Genomic DNA, 16,240 nt, shown 5'->3' with positions numbered 1-16,240 from the left:
AAGCGACCACTACGACCCCCCAAGGAGGCCCACGGTGAGTGAACAAACATGGTTCATTATCGCCATGGTGATCTATCTGGCTGTGATGCTCGGCATCGGCATCTGGAGTTTCACCAAGACAGATAAATATGAGGACTACATGGTCGGAGGCCGCGGTCTCCACCCGTTCGTCGCAGCACTGTCCGCCGGCGCGTCCGACATGTCCGGCTGGCTGCTCATGGGCCTGCCCGGAGCACTGTTCATGTCCGGTTTCTCCGAGATCTGGATGGCAGTCGGCCTCCTGGTCGGCTGCTGGCTCAACTGGAAGCTGGTGGCTCCCCGTCTGCGTAGTTACACGGAGGTCTCCAACAACTCCATCACGGTCCCCTCGTTCTTTGAGAACCGGCTGCGCGACCACAGCCACACCCTGCGCGTGGTCGCGGGCATCATCATCTTGGTGTTCTTCACCTTCTACGTCTCCTCCGGCATGGTTGCCGGCGGCCGTTACTTCCAGTCCAGCTTCGACGGTGACTACCTCACCGGGCTGCTGATCATCGGTGCTGTCACGGTGGTCTACACCTTCGTCGGTGGCTTCCTCGCGGTGTCCTACACGGACGTGGTGCAGGGCTCGATGATGTTCCTGGCGCTGATCCTGGTGCCGGTGTTCGCCATCATCTCGTTGGACAACCCCGGTGACATCTTCACGTTCCAGCTCGACAACGCCTACGGCGATGTCGCAAACATGATCGGCGCGAACTCGAACTTCTACAACCTGTTCCAGTTCAATGACACCACAGCCTGGGCTGCGTTCATCATCATCATCTCGAACCTCGCGTGGGGCCTGGGATACTTCGGGCAGCCGCACATCGTCGTCCGCTTCATGGCGATGCGCAAGCCCGCCGACGCCGTCGCCGGTCGTCGCTACGGCGTGACCTGGATGTTCCTGTGCCTGGTCGGTGCAGTGTTCATCGCCATGACCGCTCCCGCATTCTTCGCCGAAAACGGTCAGGCCTTCTTCTCCGACACCGCCAACTACGAGACCAACTTCCTCGACATGGCGAAGGTCCTCTTCCACCCGCTGGTCGCCGGACTGATCCTCACCGCCGTTCTGGCCGCCATCATGTCCACCGTGTCCTCCCAGCTGCTGGTGGTCGCCTCCGCACTTGTCGAGGACATCTACGCCGGCATGATCAACAAGAACGCCTCGGACACGCTGTTGAAGAACCTGTCCCGGGTCATGGTCATCATCGTGGCGGTCATCGCGGCTCTGATTGCACTGGATCCAGACTCCGCGATCCTCGGACTGGTGGAGTTCGCCTGGGCGGGCTTCGGCGCCGCGTTCGGCCCGGTCGTCGTGGCCTCGCTCTACTGGAAACGGCTCAACGCCCAGGGCGCGGCAGCGGGCATGATCGCCGGTGCCCTCGTCGCCTTCATCTGGGGCGGGCTGCCGCAGTTCGGTGTCATGGACAAGCCGTTCGGTCTGTATGAAATGATCCCGGGCGTTGCCCTCAACGTCATCCTCATGGTCATCGTCACGCTTGCCACGAAGGCCCCGAGCAAGGAGATCACCGACGAGTTCGACGAAGCAGTGCGCTTCGCCCAGCTCACCGTGGGTGACAGCGACGCTGACCTTGACGCGGTCCGCGACAAGGTCGATGCCGAATCTTCCCAGGGCAAGATCTGACAGTGAAGATCTGACGGGGAGGGGGAACCCCTGAACCGGCCGGGAGAGTCTCTCTATTTTATGAGACTCCCCCGGCCGGTTTCGTCCTTCCCAACGCCTTTCGCTGTCGCGCTGGTGGTGATGCTCTCCGTCGGGACCGCAATCCACTGGTACACGGACAGCGGAACAGAAGCGCCATCGGCAGCTGACCAAGCCACGGTCGCGCAGTCGCTGGAGCACCTCACCACCGTCCCCCGACGTACCCATGTCCTCGGGTACTCACGCGAACAGTTCGGCGGATGGTCACAGCAATGGTGGACAGAACCAGGCGGCGGTCCCGAAGAGCAGTCCGGTGCACAGTGCACTACGCGAACCGTCGTCATGTTGCAGGTCTTCCCGGACCGGTCCCGCGCCGATGATGGCTCCTGCCCCTCTGCCCTCGGCAACATCACGGACGTCTACACCGGTGACCAGATCGTACCGTCCGACGTGGAGATCGACCACGTGGTTCCCTTGTCCGCCGGTTGGGACCACGGGGCGTGGGCATGGCCCCGCGCAGTCCGCGTCGCTTTCGCCAATGACCTCGAACTGAACCTGCTCGCCGTGGCGGGCACGGTCAACCAGGCCAAGAGCGACGGGAGTTTGGGAGAATGGCTGCCCCCGACAGCGAAAGCCGGCTCCCCTTCGGAAGCCGGCTGTGCTTATGCTGCGAGATATCTCGCTGTATGCCTGCGTTACCAACTCACCGTCAGCAACGCTGACGGTGAGACCGCAAGACGGGCGTGCGGGGTGTGACCGTCACTAACGGTCACACCCTCACCTGTCTCGTGGTCAGTCCCGGCGGGCTCCACGGTTACCCCGGTAGCTGCCTCGTCCACCGCGGTCGCCGCGATCGCGGTCGCTCCGGTCACGGTCGAAACGTCCGCCCCGGTCGTTTCGGTCGTTGCGACCCCGTCCTCCGCGTTCACCACGGTCACCACGAGGACGTCCACCGCCGCGGTGTCCGCCACGATCCCCGTCCTGGCGGTGCCTGGCCGGGTGGCCTGCCGGAGCGCCGGGATCGGGCTCGATGTTGATCAGCTTGCCGGAAATGCGCGTCTGGTCGAGAGACTCGAAGACTTCCTTCGGCAGATCGGACGGCAGTTCAACCAAGGAGTGCTCGGAGAAGATGCTGATCCGGCCGAAGTCACGGGAGTTCATATTGCCCTCGTTGGCGAGAGCTCCGACAATCGCGCCGGGACGTACGCGCTGACGGTGGCCGACACCGATCCGGTACACAGACAAGGACTTCCCGTTACGGTCGGTGACCGTGGGTGCCTGCTTGTTGAACCGCTCCTTGAAGGGACGGTGAACACCGGACTGCGCCTCAGAACCGTCCCGACGATCCTGTCGGTCATTGCGGTCACGACGCTCCCGCCGCGGAGGCTCCTGGATCTCCTCCATGTAGAGGGGTTCCTTGCCCTGCAGTTTCGCTGCAAGTGCGGCAGCGATTTCCGTGGGGTCGACCTCGTTCTCTTCAGCGTAGGTCGAGATCAGTTCGCGGAACGTATCGACCTGCTTGCCCTTGCGGGCCTCGGTGATCGACGCGTGGAACTTGTTCTTGCGCGCTTCGTTGACCTTGTCGACGCCGGGAAGCTCAATTTCGTTGAGCTTGGACTTGGTCGCTCGCTCGATGTTCTTGAGCAAGCGTCCTTCACGCGGGGTGACAAACAGGATTGCACGTCCGTGACGGCCGGCACGTCCGGTGCGGCCGATGCGGTGGACATAAGACTCGGTATCGCGCGGAATGTCGTAGTTGAACACATGGGTGATGCGCTCAACATCGAGTCCGCGGGCAGCGACATCGGTGGCGACCAGGATGTCGAGACGCCCGTCCTTCAGCTGGTCGACGGTACGTTCACGCTGGTTCTGCGGAATGTCGCCGTTAATGGCGGCCGCATCAAAACCGCGCTCGCGCAATTTCTCGGCGATCTCTTCGGTGTCGTTCTTCGTACGGACGAAGAGAATCATCGCCTCGAAGTCCGTGACTTCAAGAATGCGGGTCAGCGCATTGAGCTTGTTGCGGTAGGTGACGTACAGGTAGTCCTGTTCGATATTCTCCGCGGTACGCTGCGTGGACTTCACGGTAATCTCGGCAGCATCATTGAGGTACTGCTTGGAAAGACGACGGATCGCCGACGGCATCGTAGCCGAGAACAGCGCGACCTGGCGGTTGTCCGGAGTGTCGGACAGAATACGCTCGACATCGTCCTGGAAGCCCATGTTGAGCATCTCGTCGGCCTCGTCGAGGACGAGGAAGCGCAGACCAGACAGGTCCAGGCTGCCCTTCTCCAGGTGATCGATCACGCGCCCCGGCGTGCCGACCACCACGTGTGCGCCACGACGGAGACCCGACAACTGGGCACCATAGGGGGCACCACCGTAGATCGGCAGCACGCTGATGCCGCCGAGCTGGTTGGCGAAAGACTCGAAGGAATCGGCGACCTGCAGCGCGAGCTCTCGCGTAGGGGCGAGGACCAGGACCTGCGGGGTACGCTGATGGGGATCAAGACGCGACAGGGCCGGCAGCGCGAACGCTGCGGTCTTGCCGGTACCCGTCTGCGCCAGACCCACCACGTCCCGCCCCTCCATCAGGGGCGGAATGGTGGACGCCTGGATCGGCGACGGCGTGGTGAACCCGACGCCTGCGACGGCGTCAAGGATCTTCTGCGGTAGACCCAAAGAATCGAAGCCGTTGGTGTCGGCCGCGTCCTCGTCGGTCTTCTCGTTCTCTGTTCGGATGTTCTTCTCGGTGACGTCCCCGTCCACAGTGCTCTCGGGAATCTCTGCGCCCACTACGTCACCGAGGTCCGGCGACCCCGTGACCGGGGAGGCGGCATCCTCGTGCAGATTCTCCTGAGGTACTGACGACTGGGAGGTTTCCGGCATTTTCTCGTCGCCGGTCACGTTCTCAGTTTCAGACATTGACCTCACAGTACGTTGTCGGAGCCGCAAAAGCGATTCGGCCGCCCTGTGCTGTGATATAGGACTCTTCGATGGTTAATATGTGAGTCCGTGAGTGACACAAGCACCCCCGCACGGCGACCGAGACAGTTACGCCGCACCCTGACCCACAGGCACATACATTTCATCGCCCTGGGCTCCGCCATCGGTACGGGCCTCTTCTACGGCTCGTCCGGCGCCATCGGTGCCGCCGGGCCCGGTGTCGTCTTCGTCTATCTCCTCGGCGGGGCGGTCGTCTACTTCATGCTTCGGGCACTCGGTGAGATGGCGGTCGCGGACCCCGCCCCCGGGTCCTTCGCAGAGTACTGCCGCCGGTATCTCGGCGGCTGGGCCGGGTACATCACCGGCTGGATGTACGCCTTCGAGATGATCATCGTCTGTCTCGCCGATCTCACCGCCATCACGGTGTACATGACGTTCTGGTTCCCCGAGACCCCCGGCTGGGTATGGGTCGCAGTGGCGCTCCTCGTCGTCGGTGCGGCGAATCTCGCCAGCGCCCGCTGGTACGGCGAGCTGGAGTTCTGGTTCACCTCGATCAAGGTGACCGCCGTCATCGCAATGATCCTCGGCGGCGCTGCGATTCTGGTGTTCAACGTCGATACCGGCGGTTCCGCCGGATTCGACAACCTCTGGAACGACGGCGGCCTGTTCCCCAACGGGATCACCGGTGTCTTCAGCGCACTCATTCTTGTTCTTTTCGCTTTCGGCGGGACAGAGATCATCGGCGTGACAGCCGGCGAGGCCGCCGACCACGAGAAGACAATCCCCAAGGCAGTCAACACGGTGCCGATGCGCATCCTGCTGTTCTACATTCTCGCGATTCTCGTGATCGTGGCTGTGATCCCATGGCGAGACATCACCGGTGAAGAGTCACCGTTCGTCCAGATCTTCAGTGGCCTCGGCATCGGTTGGGCGGCCGCGGCGCTCAACGTCGTCGTCATCTCCGCCGCTCTGTCCGCGATCAACTCCGATCTCTACGGTGCCGGCCGCGTGGTTTTCGGCATGGCGCGCCAGGGATTGTCGCCGAGAATCTTCGCCCGACTCAATCACCGCGGTGTTCCGGTGACGACGATCGGTGTCATGCTCATTGTGCTGCTGATCGGCGTCGCCCTCCAGCTGGCGAGCGATACAGCCGCCGATATGTTCCAGAACATCGCGGCGTTGGCGACCTTCGCCACGGTTTTCGTGTGGTTGATGATCCTGCTCGCCCATCTCGGCAGTCGCTACCGCTCGCGGGCCGGGGATGGTGCTGAACCTCAAGCCCGCTCGTTCCCCGTCCCGCTGTGGCCCGTCGGCCAGTACTTCGCCATCGCCGTCATTCTCGTCACGTTCGGCACCATGGTCTGGATGGACGAGTACCACTCTGCGTTGTGGGCCGGCGTCATTTTCCTGGTGATCATGTCCGCCTTCTACCCCCTTGCTCGGCGCCGCGCTGCCGCCATCCAGTCAGACACCTCACTCCGGGGGGACGAAACGGCGGCCGACTAGGTGCCAGCCGCCCCGTTAACCTACCTTTGTAATGTCCTTTTACCCCCTTACCGGGGATCTTCTACCCCGCCCAGCCCATCACCCCAAGGAGCTTCCCGCCCATGAGTGCACAGGCCCCCGATTCCCAGAGTGACTGGAACTCCCGCATTCTGCTCGCCGAACAGATCCTCCCCCTGCTGTCGCGTCTGCACCGCGAACACAATGTCGTGACCTCCGTCTTCGGGCGACTGCTCATCAACGTCACGAGTGTCGACATCATCAAGTCTCATCGTTACGCACGACTGGTCACGGACCGTGAGCTGCCGCTGAGTTCAACGCTGCCGATCCTGCAGGAACTCGTTGAGATGAATCTGGGAACGGCATCCATCGACCTCGGTCGTCTGGCGACCGGTTACGAGGCAGAAGGTGCCTCTACGGGGAGCCTCCGTAGTTACCTCGAACGCGAGCTCGCCGAGGTCGTCGGGGGCCACTCCGAGAAGCAGCCCACCGACGTGGTGCTCTACGGTTTCGGACGGATCGGCCGGTTGCTGGCACGCATCCTCATTGCCCGCGAGGCCGCGTACGGCGGCGTCCGCCTGCGCGCGATCGTGGTCCGGCGCAACGGTGACGAAGACCTCGAGAAGCGCGCCAGCCTTCTGCGTCGAGACTCCGTTCACGGGGCCTTCGACGGGACGATCACGGTCGACACCGACAAGGAGATCATCTGGGCCAACGGCACGCCGATCCAGGTCATCTACTCCAACGATCCGGCACAGGTCGACTACACCTCCTACGGAATCCAGGATGCAGTCCTCGTCGACAACACCGGACGCTGGCGCGACCGTGAAGGACTGTCTCAGCACCTCACGGCACCGGGGGTCAGCAAAGTGCTGCTGACCGCTCCGGGCAAGGGCGATGTCCGCAACCTGGTCTACGGCATCAACCATGCCGATATCACCGACAGCGACGCCGACAACATCCTCTCGGCTGCTTCCTGCACCACAAACGCCATCACCCCGGTCCTCAAGGTACTCAACGACAGGTACGGCATCAGCCACGGTCATGTGGAGACCGTCCACTCGTTCACCAACGACCAGAACCTCATCGACAACTTCCACAAGGGTGACCGACGTGGTCGTGCGGCGGGCCTGAACATGGTCCTCACGGAAACCGGCGCAGCAAAAGCGGTCGCCAAGGCCCTCCCCGAGCTCGAGGGCAAGCTCACGGGTAACGCCATCCGCGTGCCCACCCCAGACGTATCCATGGCAGTGCTGAACCTCACTCTCGACAACGCCACCAGCCGTGACGAGGTCAACACCTACCTCCATAAGGTCGCGCTGCACTCCAACCTCCGCCAGCAGATCGACTACATCAAATCTCCTGAGGTGGTCTCCACCGACTTCGTCGGTTCAACCCATGCCGGCATCGTCGACGGACTGGCCACGATTGCCGACGGCAATAACCTGGTTGTCTACGTCTGGTACGACAACGAGTACGGCTACTCCAACCAGGTGATCCGCATCGTCGAGGAGATTGCGGGAGCCCGGCCCCGCGTCTTCCCTCGTCGGGTTGCGCCTACAGAACTGTTCTAGCCACGCCCACTATCGAACGAATGTTCGATAGTGGGACAGTGAGTGCTATCAGTGTCCACAGCCGCCCGTAACGTCACGGACCATGGACCACACCACCACGCCGGCACATTCCCTCCGGACCCTAATGCGACGGCCACTCAGCGCCCTGAGGCCTTCTGCCTCCGTCAGCCGGGCGGCCGACCGGTGCTCTGGCGTTCTCCGCCACCCTCGCAGCCGGATTCAGGTAACACCGGGCTGGCAGGCACCCTCCCTGCAGATCGCGCTACCGACAGGTCCTGCGCAAGTATTCCTGTCACGTCACCGTGTGTCACCCGCCATGTGGCGTAGGCTCACCGGTTCACGCGCCCTAGACTCCCCACCCGCACCCGAATGCCATCTGGTCACGCTCACGGCACTGGCGTCACCATCTGAACTCAACGGTTCAGACCGGAATATGACTGTTGACGTCCACTCCCTGTTCCGTCGGATACTCCTCCCACAGGGCTGCCCCGCCTCTTCAGGGGAAGAGGGGCCCGCCCCCTGTGACTGCGTGCCGTGGCTATCGGAGGAAGTGTGTGGTGAGCCCACCCCCGACGGTCAACGCCTGGAGTGGACATGGCATGCCCTGACAAACGGAGAGCCCGGCCGCTCCGTCCCACACGGCCACGGACATAGTCACCACACCGGGCACACCAACGTTGCCTGACGGTGTCAGATCACGAATCCTCGTCGGCGACATAGTCCGCTGAGTCCTCCGATGCGTCGTCCGCGGCAGCATCGTCCTCCCACAGTGTTTCCAGGGGGACAAGGAGCGACTCCCAGTGGGACGCCTGTTTCTGCGCCAGTGCAAGCACATCGAAGAGCCGGTCGAAATCGGTGTACTGCCCCAGATCGAGAACCTCCTCGGACATATCCGCGACATTGGCGACCAGGCCGCGGAACATGGCCTGACGTTCCATCTCCGAATACTCTTCACTAAGGGCCCCGTCATCCCAGACCTCGGCAATCGCCTGATCCATCAGGTCCTCAAAGCCCTCTCCCAACGAGATGAACTCGACGTGGGCAGTCGGCTCCACGGACTCACCGTCAAGAGTGACAACCAGCTCCGAGCTCTCCCCGATCTCCGCGGAAACACGGAGAGCGTCACTGGCATCCTGCTCGAACTGCAGATCAACAATCCGCGAGTCAGTTCCGTCGATCAGGTCACGGATGACACCCACCACAAGGTCTGTGGCGACATGACGTGCGACGGTGGCTACGGCGTCATCCACGGAGAACACCACCCCTACCAGCGCCGCCTCGAAATCTTCGTCGTCTTCCGCCACGTCGGCCATGGCGAGGAAGACGTTCGCCGCCGACAGGCCACCGGGTACACCGTCCTCGATCTCAACGAACTGAATCTCCAGATCCGTAGACACCGGAACGAAAAGGGTACCGTCATTGACCCTGGACTCAATCCCCTCCGAATCCAGGGACTCTGCAACATCCTCATAGAACCCCATGGCGGGTGCCTCCTAGGTACCTAATCCACACTTTGTGCAGCACGCGCCAGTTTCATGCGGCACGCCTGCCGGAACTCCCCCATGCTAGCCCAGTTCCACCGCCGCAGCGGAGGCAAGAAACTGTCATTTTTCCGACGGAACAGGACCTCCGTCACAGTGCACGGAGAAAGTTACTGAAAACATACCCTCATCTGCCTGTTTCGACTCGCGGCCCAACGGATTCACCGTCGACAGTGTTGTAGTAGGGTGGAGCGTCGAGATTGACCACATCATGAAATGAGGCGAGGACCTGCTGTGAACAGCACCAATTTCGGCCAAAATGAATGGCTGGTCGACCAGATGTACCAGCAGTTCAAGGAAGACCCCCAGTCCGTCGATCCGGAGTGGCGGGAACTCTTCAACAAGCGGCCGGACACGGTTGACCACGCCTCGGGGACCCCGTCCCCGAGCTCCACGACCTCCGGGAACGGCGGTAAGACCGCCGAGACGAAGAGCGCACCGGCCACGAAGACCACGAAGGCCACCGGCTCCGTCGAGAACAAGACCAAGAGCGCACCGAAGAGTGCGCCGGCCACCCCGAAGAAGTCGCTTTCTGCATCGGTTAACCCGATTCCGGAACGCGTCGCACCTCCGGCACCGAAGAGCCCCGCCGAGGCGCCTACTGCCGGCGAGCACCCGCTCAAGGGGGCCCAGAAGTCCATCGCGAAGAACATGGACATCTCGCTGGAGATCCCCACCGCCACCACGGTCCGCGACATGCCCGCCAAGCTCATGTTCGAGAACCGGGCGATGGTCAATGACCACCTGCAGTCCCGCGGTAAAGGCAAGATCAGCTTCACCCACATCATCGGCTGGGCCATGGTCAAGGCAGTTCAGGCCCACCCCTCGATGAACAACAGCTACAAGGTCGTCGACGGCAAGCCCGTCCAGGTCACTCCCGAGCACATCAACCTCGGCCTGGCCATCGACATGGTCAGCAAGAACGGAGCCCGCAACCTCGTTGTCGCCGCCATCCGTGAATGCGAGACGCTCACCTTCGACGGGTTCGTCGACGCCTACGAGGACATCGTCAAGCGTGCCCGTATCGGCAAGCTCACGATGGACGACTTCAGCGGCGTGACCATCCAGCTCACCAACCCCGGTGGTATCGGCACCCGGCACTCGGTGCCCCGCCTTACCCGCGGCCAGGGAACCATCGTCGGCGTCGGCGCCATGGACTACCCCGCGGAGTTCGCCGGGGCGTCCGAAGACCGTCTCGCAGACATGGGTGTCGGCAAGCTCGTCACGATGACCTCCACGTACGACCACCGCATCATCCAGGGTGCGGAGTCGGGCGAGTTCCTCCGGGATATCAGTCGGCTGCTGATCAACGACGATTTCTGGGACGACCTGTTCTCCGCGATGTCGGTGCCCTACGCCCCCGTGCGGTGGAGCCAGGACCTGCCGAATATCGGTGTCGACAAGTCCACCCGCGTCATGCAGCTCATCGAGGCCTACCGCAGCCGTGGTCACCTGATCGCCGACATCGATCCTCTGCAGTGGACCCAGCCGGGACTCCCGGTTCCCGACCACTCCGATCTGGAGATCGAAACCCACGGACTGACCCTGTGGGATTACGATCGCAGCTTCAACGTCGGCGGCTTCGCCGGACGCGAGAAGATGACCCTGCGCGAAGTCCTCGCGACGCTGCGCCGGGCCTACACCCTGAAGGTCGGCTCCGAATACACCCACATTCTCGACCACGACGAGCGTCAGTGGCTGGAGGAGCAGATCGAAGGTGGCCAGCCGAAGCTGTCCAACCCCGAGCAGAAGTACCTCCTGCAGACACTGAACTCCGCCGAGGCGTTCGAGAACTTCCTGCAGACCAAGTACATCGGCCAGAAGCGGTTCTCGCTGGAGGGTGCGGAGTCGCTCATCCCGCTGCTGGACGCTGCAGTGGACTCCGCTGCCGAGCAGGGACTTGAAGAGGTCGTCATCGGCATGCCCCACCGCGGGCGTCTCAATGTCCTGGCCAATATCGTCGGTAAGCCGTACTCGAAGGTGTTCACCGAGTTCGAGGGCAATATCGAGCCCACCGTCGCCGGCGGATCCGGTGACGTGAAGTACCACCTCGGCCAGACCGGCCAGTACACCCAGATGTTCGGCGACAACGACATCGACATCACCTTGACGGCAAACCCGTCCCACCTCGAGGCCGTGAACCCGGTGATGGAGGGCATTGCCCGCGCCCACCAGGACATCTCCACCAACGGCCACGATCACCCGATCATGCCGATTCTGATGCACGGCGACGCCGCGTTCACCGGACTGGGTATCGTCCAGGAGACCATCAACCTCGCGAAGCTCGACGGCTACACCGTCGGTGGCACCGTACACGTCGTGGTCAACAACCAGATCGGGTTTACCACCACGCCCGATGCAGGACGTTCCACCCACTACGTCACCGACCTCGCCAAGGGCTTCGACGCCCCGATCTTCCACGTCAACGGTGATGACCCGGAATCAGTCGTCTGGGTGGCCCGCCTGGCGGTCGAGTACCGTCGCCGCTTCGGCAAGGACGTCTTCATCGACCTCGTCTGCTACCGGCGTCGTGGTCACAACGAGTCTGATGACCCGTCCATGACCCAGCCGGAAATGTACGACCGTATCCAGGACCGGGCCACCGTTCGTGCCCTGTACCACGACACCCTGGTCGGCCGTGGCGAGCTGTCCGAGGAAGACGCGCAGCGTGCCGCCGACGACTTCCAGGGACAGCTGGAGACGGTGTTCAATCAGGTCCGCGAAGCGGAGAAGGGCACCGCCCCGGCCGAACAGACCGGTATCGCCGGCTCCCAGTCCCTGACCCGTGGTCTGGACACCTCCATCTCCCGCGAGGTCCTCGAGGCCGTGGGCGATGCCTTCACCGGCGTCCCGGAGGGATTCAACGTCCACCAGCGGGTCAAGCCCGTCGTCAAACGTCGCCAGGAGATGACCCGAAAGGGCGGCATCGACTGGGCATTCGGTGAACTCCTCGCATTCTCCACCCTCGCCCAGGACGGTCGACTCGTTCGACTGGCTGGTGAAGATTCACTACGAGGCACATTCACCCAGCGTCACGCGGTCCTCTTTGACTCGGAAACCACTGAGCCCTACAGCCCGCTCGAGAAGCTCGCTGACGAGTCCGGCAACGGAGGTTCCTTCCGTGCCTACAACTCACCGCTGACCGAGTTCGCGGGTCTCGGCTTCGAGTACGGCTACTCCGTGGGCAACCTCGACGCCGTGGTGGCCTGGGAAGCTCAGTTCGGCGATTTCGTCAACGGTGGACAGACGATCATCGACCAGTACATCGCGTCCGGTGAGGCGAAGTGGGGTCAGCTCTCCAGCGTGATCCTGCTGCTGCCGCACGGTTACGAGGGCCAGGGCCCGGACCACTCGAGCGCCCGCATCGAACGCTTCCTGCAGATGGCTGCGGAAGGCTCCATGACGATCGCCCAGCCGTCCACCCCGGCGAACCACTTCCATCTGCTGCGTCGTCATGCCATGGGCACGATGCGCCGTCCGCTGGTGGTCTTCACCCCGAAGTCGATGCTGCGCAACAAGGCGGCGACCTCCGCGGTCGAGGACTTCACCGACGTGACGAGCTTCCGCTCCGTCCTCGACGACCCCCGCCTGAGTGATTCCGCCGCCACGCACGACGACATCACCACTGTCCTGCTGTGCTCCGGCAAGATCTACTACGACCTGGAGAAGAAGCGTCAGGAGGACGAGCGCGACGACGTCGCCATCGCCCGTGTGGAGATGCTGCACCCGTTGCCGCACAACCGCATCAAGGAGGTCCTCGACCGGTACCCGAACGCCGAGTTCCGCTGGGTGCAGGATGAGCCCGCCAACCAGGGACCGTGGCCGTTCATCGCACTGAACCTGCCGGAGCGCATCGAGGGCCTGAAGCTGAAGCGGGTCTCCCGTCGGGCCCAGTCCTCGACGGCGACCGGCCTGGCCAAGGTCCACAAGCTTGAGCAGGAACAGCTGCTCAACGAGGCGTTCGCCAAGTAGCCTCTGAGCCCACCGCTCCGGTGGGCACCCCGGTGGCCCAGAGAACCCGGTGGGGAAGGCACGACAGTGCCCTTCCCCACCGGGTTCTCTGGCGTCTCGGCTAGTCGTCGTCTCCGTCGGCAGCGAGATCGTCGCTGGAGACCCCTCCCGCGACGTTGTTCAGCGCCCGTCGATCCGACCGCTCCAGCGCTGTCTTACGGTAGACCGCGACCGTATTCTGCGGGAGGGAATCATCGTCACACCCGACCGCTTCCCCAGGGTCGCTGGCCTGGAGATCGGTCGGAAGAGCAGAGAACATGGTCGTGTGGGCGATATCGCGCCACTGGCCCGAATCCGCCCCCTCGTCGCGCGCCTCCGCATAAAGCCCCCGGAGTTCTTCGCCTTTGACCGGGTCGAGGACATCGAGCAACTCACCGACGCAGCCCAGGACGACGTTGACGTCCCCGCTGTGGAGCAGGTCCAGTCGATCAGCGCCGTCGATGTCCCGGAACTCTACCGGGCGACCGGTCCCGGCGAAAGCGTTCTGGTAGCTCTCCGCCAACCGGTGCTGCACGGGGTCGTCGGTGAGGCCCAGGTAGATCGGACCGGATGTCTCGTCTGCCATTCTCAATTCCGCCGGGCCGGTCACCCCTCCCGCCGAACAACCGGAGAGCCCCACCGCCACTGCCGTGCAGACCACTGCTGTCGCGACAGACCCTCGACGATCCTGCCGACGCCACGGCGACACCGTCGCCTTCCAGAAGCGTCTCACACCCATGTACCGTCCATTCTCCGTTGAGTCGCACCGGGGCGTAGGTTCACGCCCGTCATCGCTAGTGCCACCATCATGTCACCACCATGCCACGACGTAGACACCCACCAGTGCGAGCCATGGAACCACACCCCACAGGCGTGCCCGGTCCGAGAGCAGCGCCCCGGCTACGGCCACTACCCCGCCCACCGCATGGGGAATCCACAACGGGCTACCCAGCAGTGCCAGGATCACCGCGACCCCGCACAGACCGCCGGCGATCAGTCGTGACATGGTTTCCTCCCACGTTTCCAGCAGTATCTCGACATCCGCTCAAGAATACCCGGACAGCTGACACCGGAAGAAGCTCTGACGCCGCCGTGACACCGGTTCACAGCGCGCCCACGGGATACTGTGCCGTAATCTCTAGTCTCATGGACACCACACGGGTATTCGCCGGGCGGCTCGCCGGCATGCTTCTACTTGGCGCGGACGGCGAATCCCTCGGACGAATCCGGGATGTCGTCCTGACGATCCGTTCGACGCGGGCAGTCGCTCTCGGCCTCGTCGCCGAGGTCGCCGGCAAACGTCGAATATTCCTGCCGATGGGACGCATCACTTCCATCGACCCCAAGGAAGTCACACTCAATACCAGCTCCGTGAACCTCCGCCCGTTTCGGTCTCGGGCAGGAGAGCTGACGGTGATGGATGACCTGATCGGTGCGAAGGTTCATACCGACGACCCCGAATTCAGCCACCTCACCGGTCGGGCGGTGGAGATATCCGACGTCGAACTCGAGCGGACCCGCACCCGCGAGTGGGAACTCAGCCGGGTGGCCGTGATCACCCGCGGCAGGCTCGGACGCCGGACGACCCCTGCGGTGATCCCCTTCATGCATGTCCACGGTCTCTCCGCGTCCGGCGCAGGCCCCCGCGACGTCGACGCGGAACTGATCGCCGAGTTCACCACGATGCGCAACGCCGACATCGCCCACGCCCTCCGTGACATGGACCCTGACCGTCGGTTCCGGATCGCCTCGGAACTCGACGACGAACGCCTCGCTGATGTGATCGCCGAACTCCCCGACGATGAACAGACCGAACTCGTCGAGGAACTCAACATCGAACGCGCCGCGATGATCCTGGAGGAGATGGACCCTGATGACGCGGCGGACCTGCTCGGTGAACTCCCCGACGACAAGGCCGACGTCCTCCTCGAGCTCATGGACCCCGAAGAGTCCGAGCCTGTGCGTCGGCTCATGAGCTTCTCACCGGACACCGTCGGAGCCCTGATGACGTCTGAGGCCATCATCCTGACACCCCAGGCCACCGTGGCAGAAGCTCTCGCGCATGCCCGTAACCCCGAAGTCCCGCTCTCCTTGAGTTCACTGATCTTCGTCGTGCGCCCTCCGCAGGCCACACCGACCGGCCGTTACCTCGGCTGTGTCCATCTCCAGAAACTACTGCGGGAACCGCCGTCCTCACTGGTCGGCGGGATCCTGGATCTCGAGCTTCCCGCATTGCATCCCGAGGACACCGAAGAGACTGCCGCCCGGTACTTCGCCACCTACAACCTGGTCTCCGCACCGGTGCTCGACGAAGACAGTCACCTGCTCGGCGTGGTCGGTGTCGACGATCTGCTTGACCATCTGCTGCCTGAGAACTGGCGCGACGAAGACTGGCGCAGCAACCGGTCCGCCCCGACACCGCCGACCGCAGAACGGAAGTGAGAGCACCATGCCGGACAACTTCTCCAGAACTGACCTGGACACTCCCTCCACAGGACCCCGACGCAGACTCCTCGCCTACAACGATGACGCGGTCGGCGTCGGGGCCGAGAAAGTCGCCCGGTTCCTCGGGACGGGCCGCTATCTCATGTGGCAGACCATCATCGTCATCGTCTGGATCTGTCTCAACGTGGGCGGTTTCTGGTGGAACTGGGATGTCTACCCCTTTATTCTGCTGAACCTCGCGTTCTCCACCCAGGCGGCCTATGCTGCCCCGTTGATTCTGCTGGCGCAGAACAGGCAGGACGACCGCGACCGGGTGTCCCTCAACGAGGACCGGCGGCGTGCCGAAGAAACCAAGGCCGACACGGAATTCCTCGCCCGGGAGCTCGCAGGCCTGCGCATTGCCGTGGGTGAGAACGTCACGCGGGACTATCTCCGTCGCGAACTCGACGACCTCGGTGACATGCTCCGCCGTATCGAAGACAAGCTGGAGGATCAGCGCAACGATGGTCGGACCGACGACGGCCCCTCTGACACCGCACGGTGATTGGCCCTGAACTGGG

General features: G+C 63.3%; 11 protein-coding genes. 7 read left to right on the top strand and 4 right to left on the bottom strand.

Annotated elements, in window-relative coordinates; all coding sequences use genetic code 11:
• Window positions 1-34: 34 nt before the first annotated feature.
• Together putP and CGLY_RS06620 are read left to right on the top strand one after the other, a co-directional pair.
• The gene (putP, locus tag CGLY_RS06625; protein ID WP_038547690.1) at window positions 35-1,663 is read left to right on the top strand and encodes a sodium/proline symporter PutP; all 1,629 of its coding nucleotides are present in this window, start codon (window positions 35-37) and stop codon (window positions 1,661-1,663) included.
• 60 nt (window positions 1,664-1,723) lie between these two features.
• Window positions 1,724-2,437 carry an HNH endonuclease family protein gene (locus CGLY_RS06620; RefSeq protein WP_081803807.1) on the top strand — a complete coding sequence of 238 codons (714 nt, stop codon included), beginning with the start codon at window positions 1,724-1,726 and terminating at the stop codon, window positions 2,435-2,437.
• Window positions 2,438-2,473: 36 nt separating this feature from the next.
• Here CGLY_RS06620 and CGLY_RS06615 read toward each other — a convergent pair whose 3' ends face one another.
• Window positions 2,474-4,606, bottom strand: a complete 2,133-nt coding sequence (locus CGLY_RS06615; protein ID WP_038547687.1) for a DEAD/DEAH box helicase — start codon at window positions 4,604-4,606, stop codon at window positions 2,474-2,476.
• Window positions 4,607-4,696: 90 nt separating this feature from the next.
• Here CGLY_RS06615 and CGLY_RS06610 point away from each other — a divergent pair, with 90 nt between their 5' ends.
• Window positions 4,697-6,133: an amino acid permease gene (locus CGLY_RS06610; protein ID WP_038547684.1), complete on the top strand. Its 1,437-nt coding sequence runs from the start codon at window positions 4,697-4,699 to the stop codon at window positions 6,131-6,133.
• A 101-nt stretch (window positions 6,134-6,234) separates the two neighbouring features.
• Window positions 6,235-7,704, top strand: coding sequence for a glyceraldehyde-3-phosphate dehydrogenase (locus CGLY_RS06605; protein WP_038547680.1), 1,470 nt, complete (start codon window positions 6,235-6,237; stop codon window positions 7,702-7,704).
• Between the two features lie 695 nt (window positions 7,705-8,399).
• Here CGLY_RS06605 and CGLY_RS06600 read toward each other — a convergent pair.
• Complete coding sequence (locus CGLY_RS06600; protein WP_038547676.1) at window positions 8,400-9,185, bottom strand: hypothetical protein; 786 nt, start codon at window positions 9,183-9,185, stop codon at window positions 8,400-8,402.
• Between the two features lie 294 nt (window positions 9,186-9,479).
• Here CGLY_RS06600 and CGLY_RS06595 point away from each other — a divergent pair, with 294 nt between their 5' ends.
• Window positions 9,480-13,217, top strand: coding sequence for a multifunctional oxoglutarate decarboxylase/oxoglutarate dehydrogenase thiamine pyrophosphate-binding subunit/dihydrolipoyllysine-residue succinyltransferase subunit (locus CGLY_RS06595; RefSeq protein ID WP_038547673.1), 3,738 nt, complete (start codon window positions 9,480-9,482; stop codon window positions 13,215-13,217).
• A gap of 100 nt (window positions 13,218-13,317) precedes the next feature.
• On the opposite strand, the gene CGLY_RS06590 is transcribed toward CGLY_RS06595, so the two are convergent.
• Window positions 13,318-13,821 carry a hypothetical protein gene (locus CGLY_RS06590; protein ID WP_227590413.1) on the bottom strand — a complete coding sequence of 168 codons (504 nt, stop codon included), beginning with the start codon at window positions 13,819-13,821 and terminating at the stop codon, window positions 13,318-13,320.
• Between the two features lie 225 nt (window positions 13,822-14,046).
• A complete protein-coding gene (locus CGLY_RS06585; protein ID WP_038547671.1) occupies window positions 14,047-14,241 on the bottom strand; it encodes a hypothetical protein in 195 nt (64 codons plus the stop codon).
• Between the two features lie 140 nt (window positions 14,242-14,381).
• Here CGLY_RS06585 and CGLY_RS06580 point away from each other — a divergent pair, with 140 nt between their 5' ends.
• Complete coding sequence (locus CGLY_RS06580) at window positions 14,382-15,677, top strand: magnesium transporter MgtE N-terminal domain-containing protein (protein WP_038547668.1); 1,296 nt, start codon at window positions 14,382-14,384, stop codon at window positions 15,675-15,677.
• 7 nt (window positions 15,678-15,684) lie between these two features.
• The gene (locus CGLY_RS06575; RefSeq protein WP_038547664.1) at window positions 15,685-16,224 is read left to right on the top strand and encodes a DUF1003 domain-containing protein; all 540 of its coding nucleotides are present in this window, start codon (window positions 15,685-15,687) and stop codon (window positions 16,222-16,224) included.
• The last annotated feature ends 16 nt before the right edge of the window (window positions 16,225-16,240 follow it).

The sequence above is a fragment of the Corynebacterium glyciniphilum AJ 3170 genome (assembly GCF_000626675.1).
Lineage (GTDB): Bacteria > Actinomycetota > Actinomycetes > Mycobacteriales > Mycobacteriaceae > Corynebacterium > Corynebacterium glyciniphilum.
Note: the sequence above shows the minus strand (reverse complement) of the source record. Positions and strands in the feature narration are given on the sequence as shown.

Excerpts from the sequence above, each read along its gene's own strand:
- CGLY_RS06620 (WP_081803807.1), top strand. The coding sequence starts at position 1,724 with ATGAGACTCCCCCGGCCGGTTTCGTCCTTCCCAACGCCTTTCGCTGTC.
- CGLY_RS06615 (WP_038547687.1), bottom strand. The coding sequence starts at position 4,606 with ATGTCTGAAACTGAGAACGTGACCGGCGACGAGAAAATGCCGGAAACC.
- CGLY_RS06605 (WP_038547680.1), top strand. The coding sequence starts at position 6,235 with ATGAGTGCACAGGCCCCCGATTCCCAGAGTGACTGGAACTCCCGCATT.
- CGLY_RS06600 (WP_038547676.1), bottom strand. The coding sequence starts at position 9,185 with ATGGGGTTCTATGAGGATGTTGCAGAGTCCCTGGATTCGGAGGGGATT.
- CGLY_RS06590 (WP_227590413.1), bottom strand. The coding sequence starts at position 13,821 with ATGGCAGACGAGACATCCGGTCCGATCTACCTGGGCCTCACCGACGAC.
- CGLY_RS06585 (WP_038547671.1), bottom strand. The coding sequence starts at position 14,241 with ATGTCACGACTGATCGCCGGCGGTCTGTGCGGGGTCGCGGTGATCCTG.
- CGLY_RS06580 (WP_038547668.1), top strand. The coding sequence starts at position 14,382 with ATGGACACCACACGGGTATTCGCCGGGCGGCTCGCCGGCATGCTTCTA.
- CGLY_RS06575 (WP_038547664.1), top strand. The coding sequence starts at position 15,685 with ATGCCGGACAACTTCTCCAGAACTGACCTGGACACTCCCTCCACAGGA.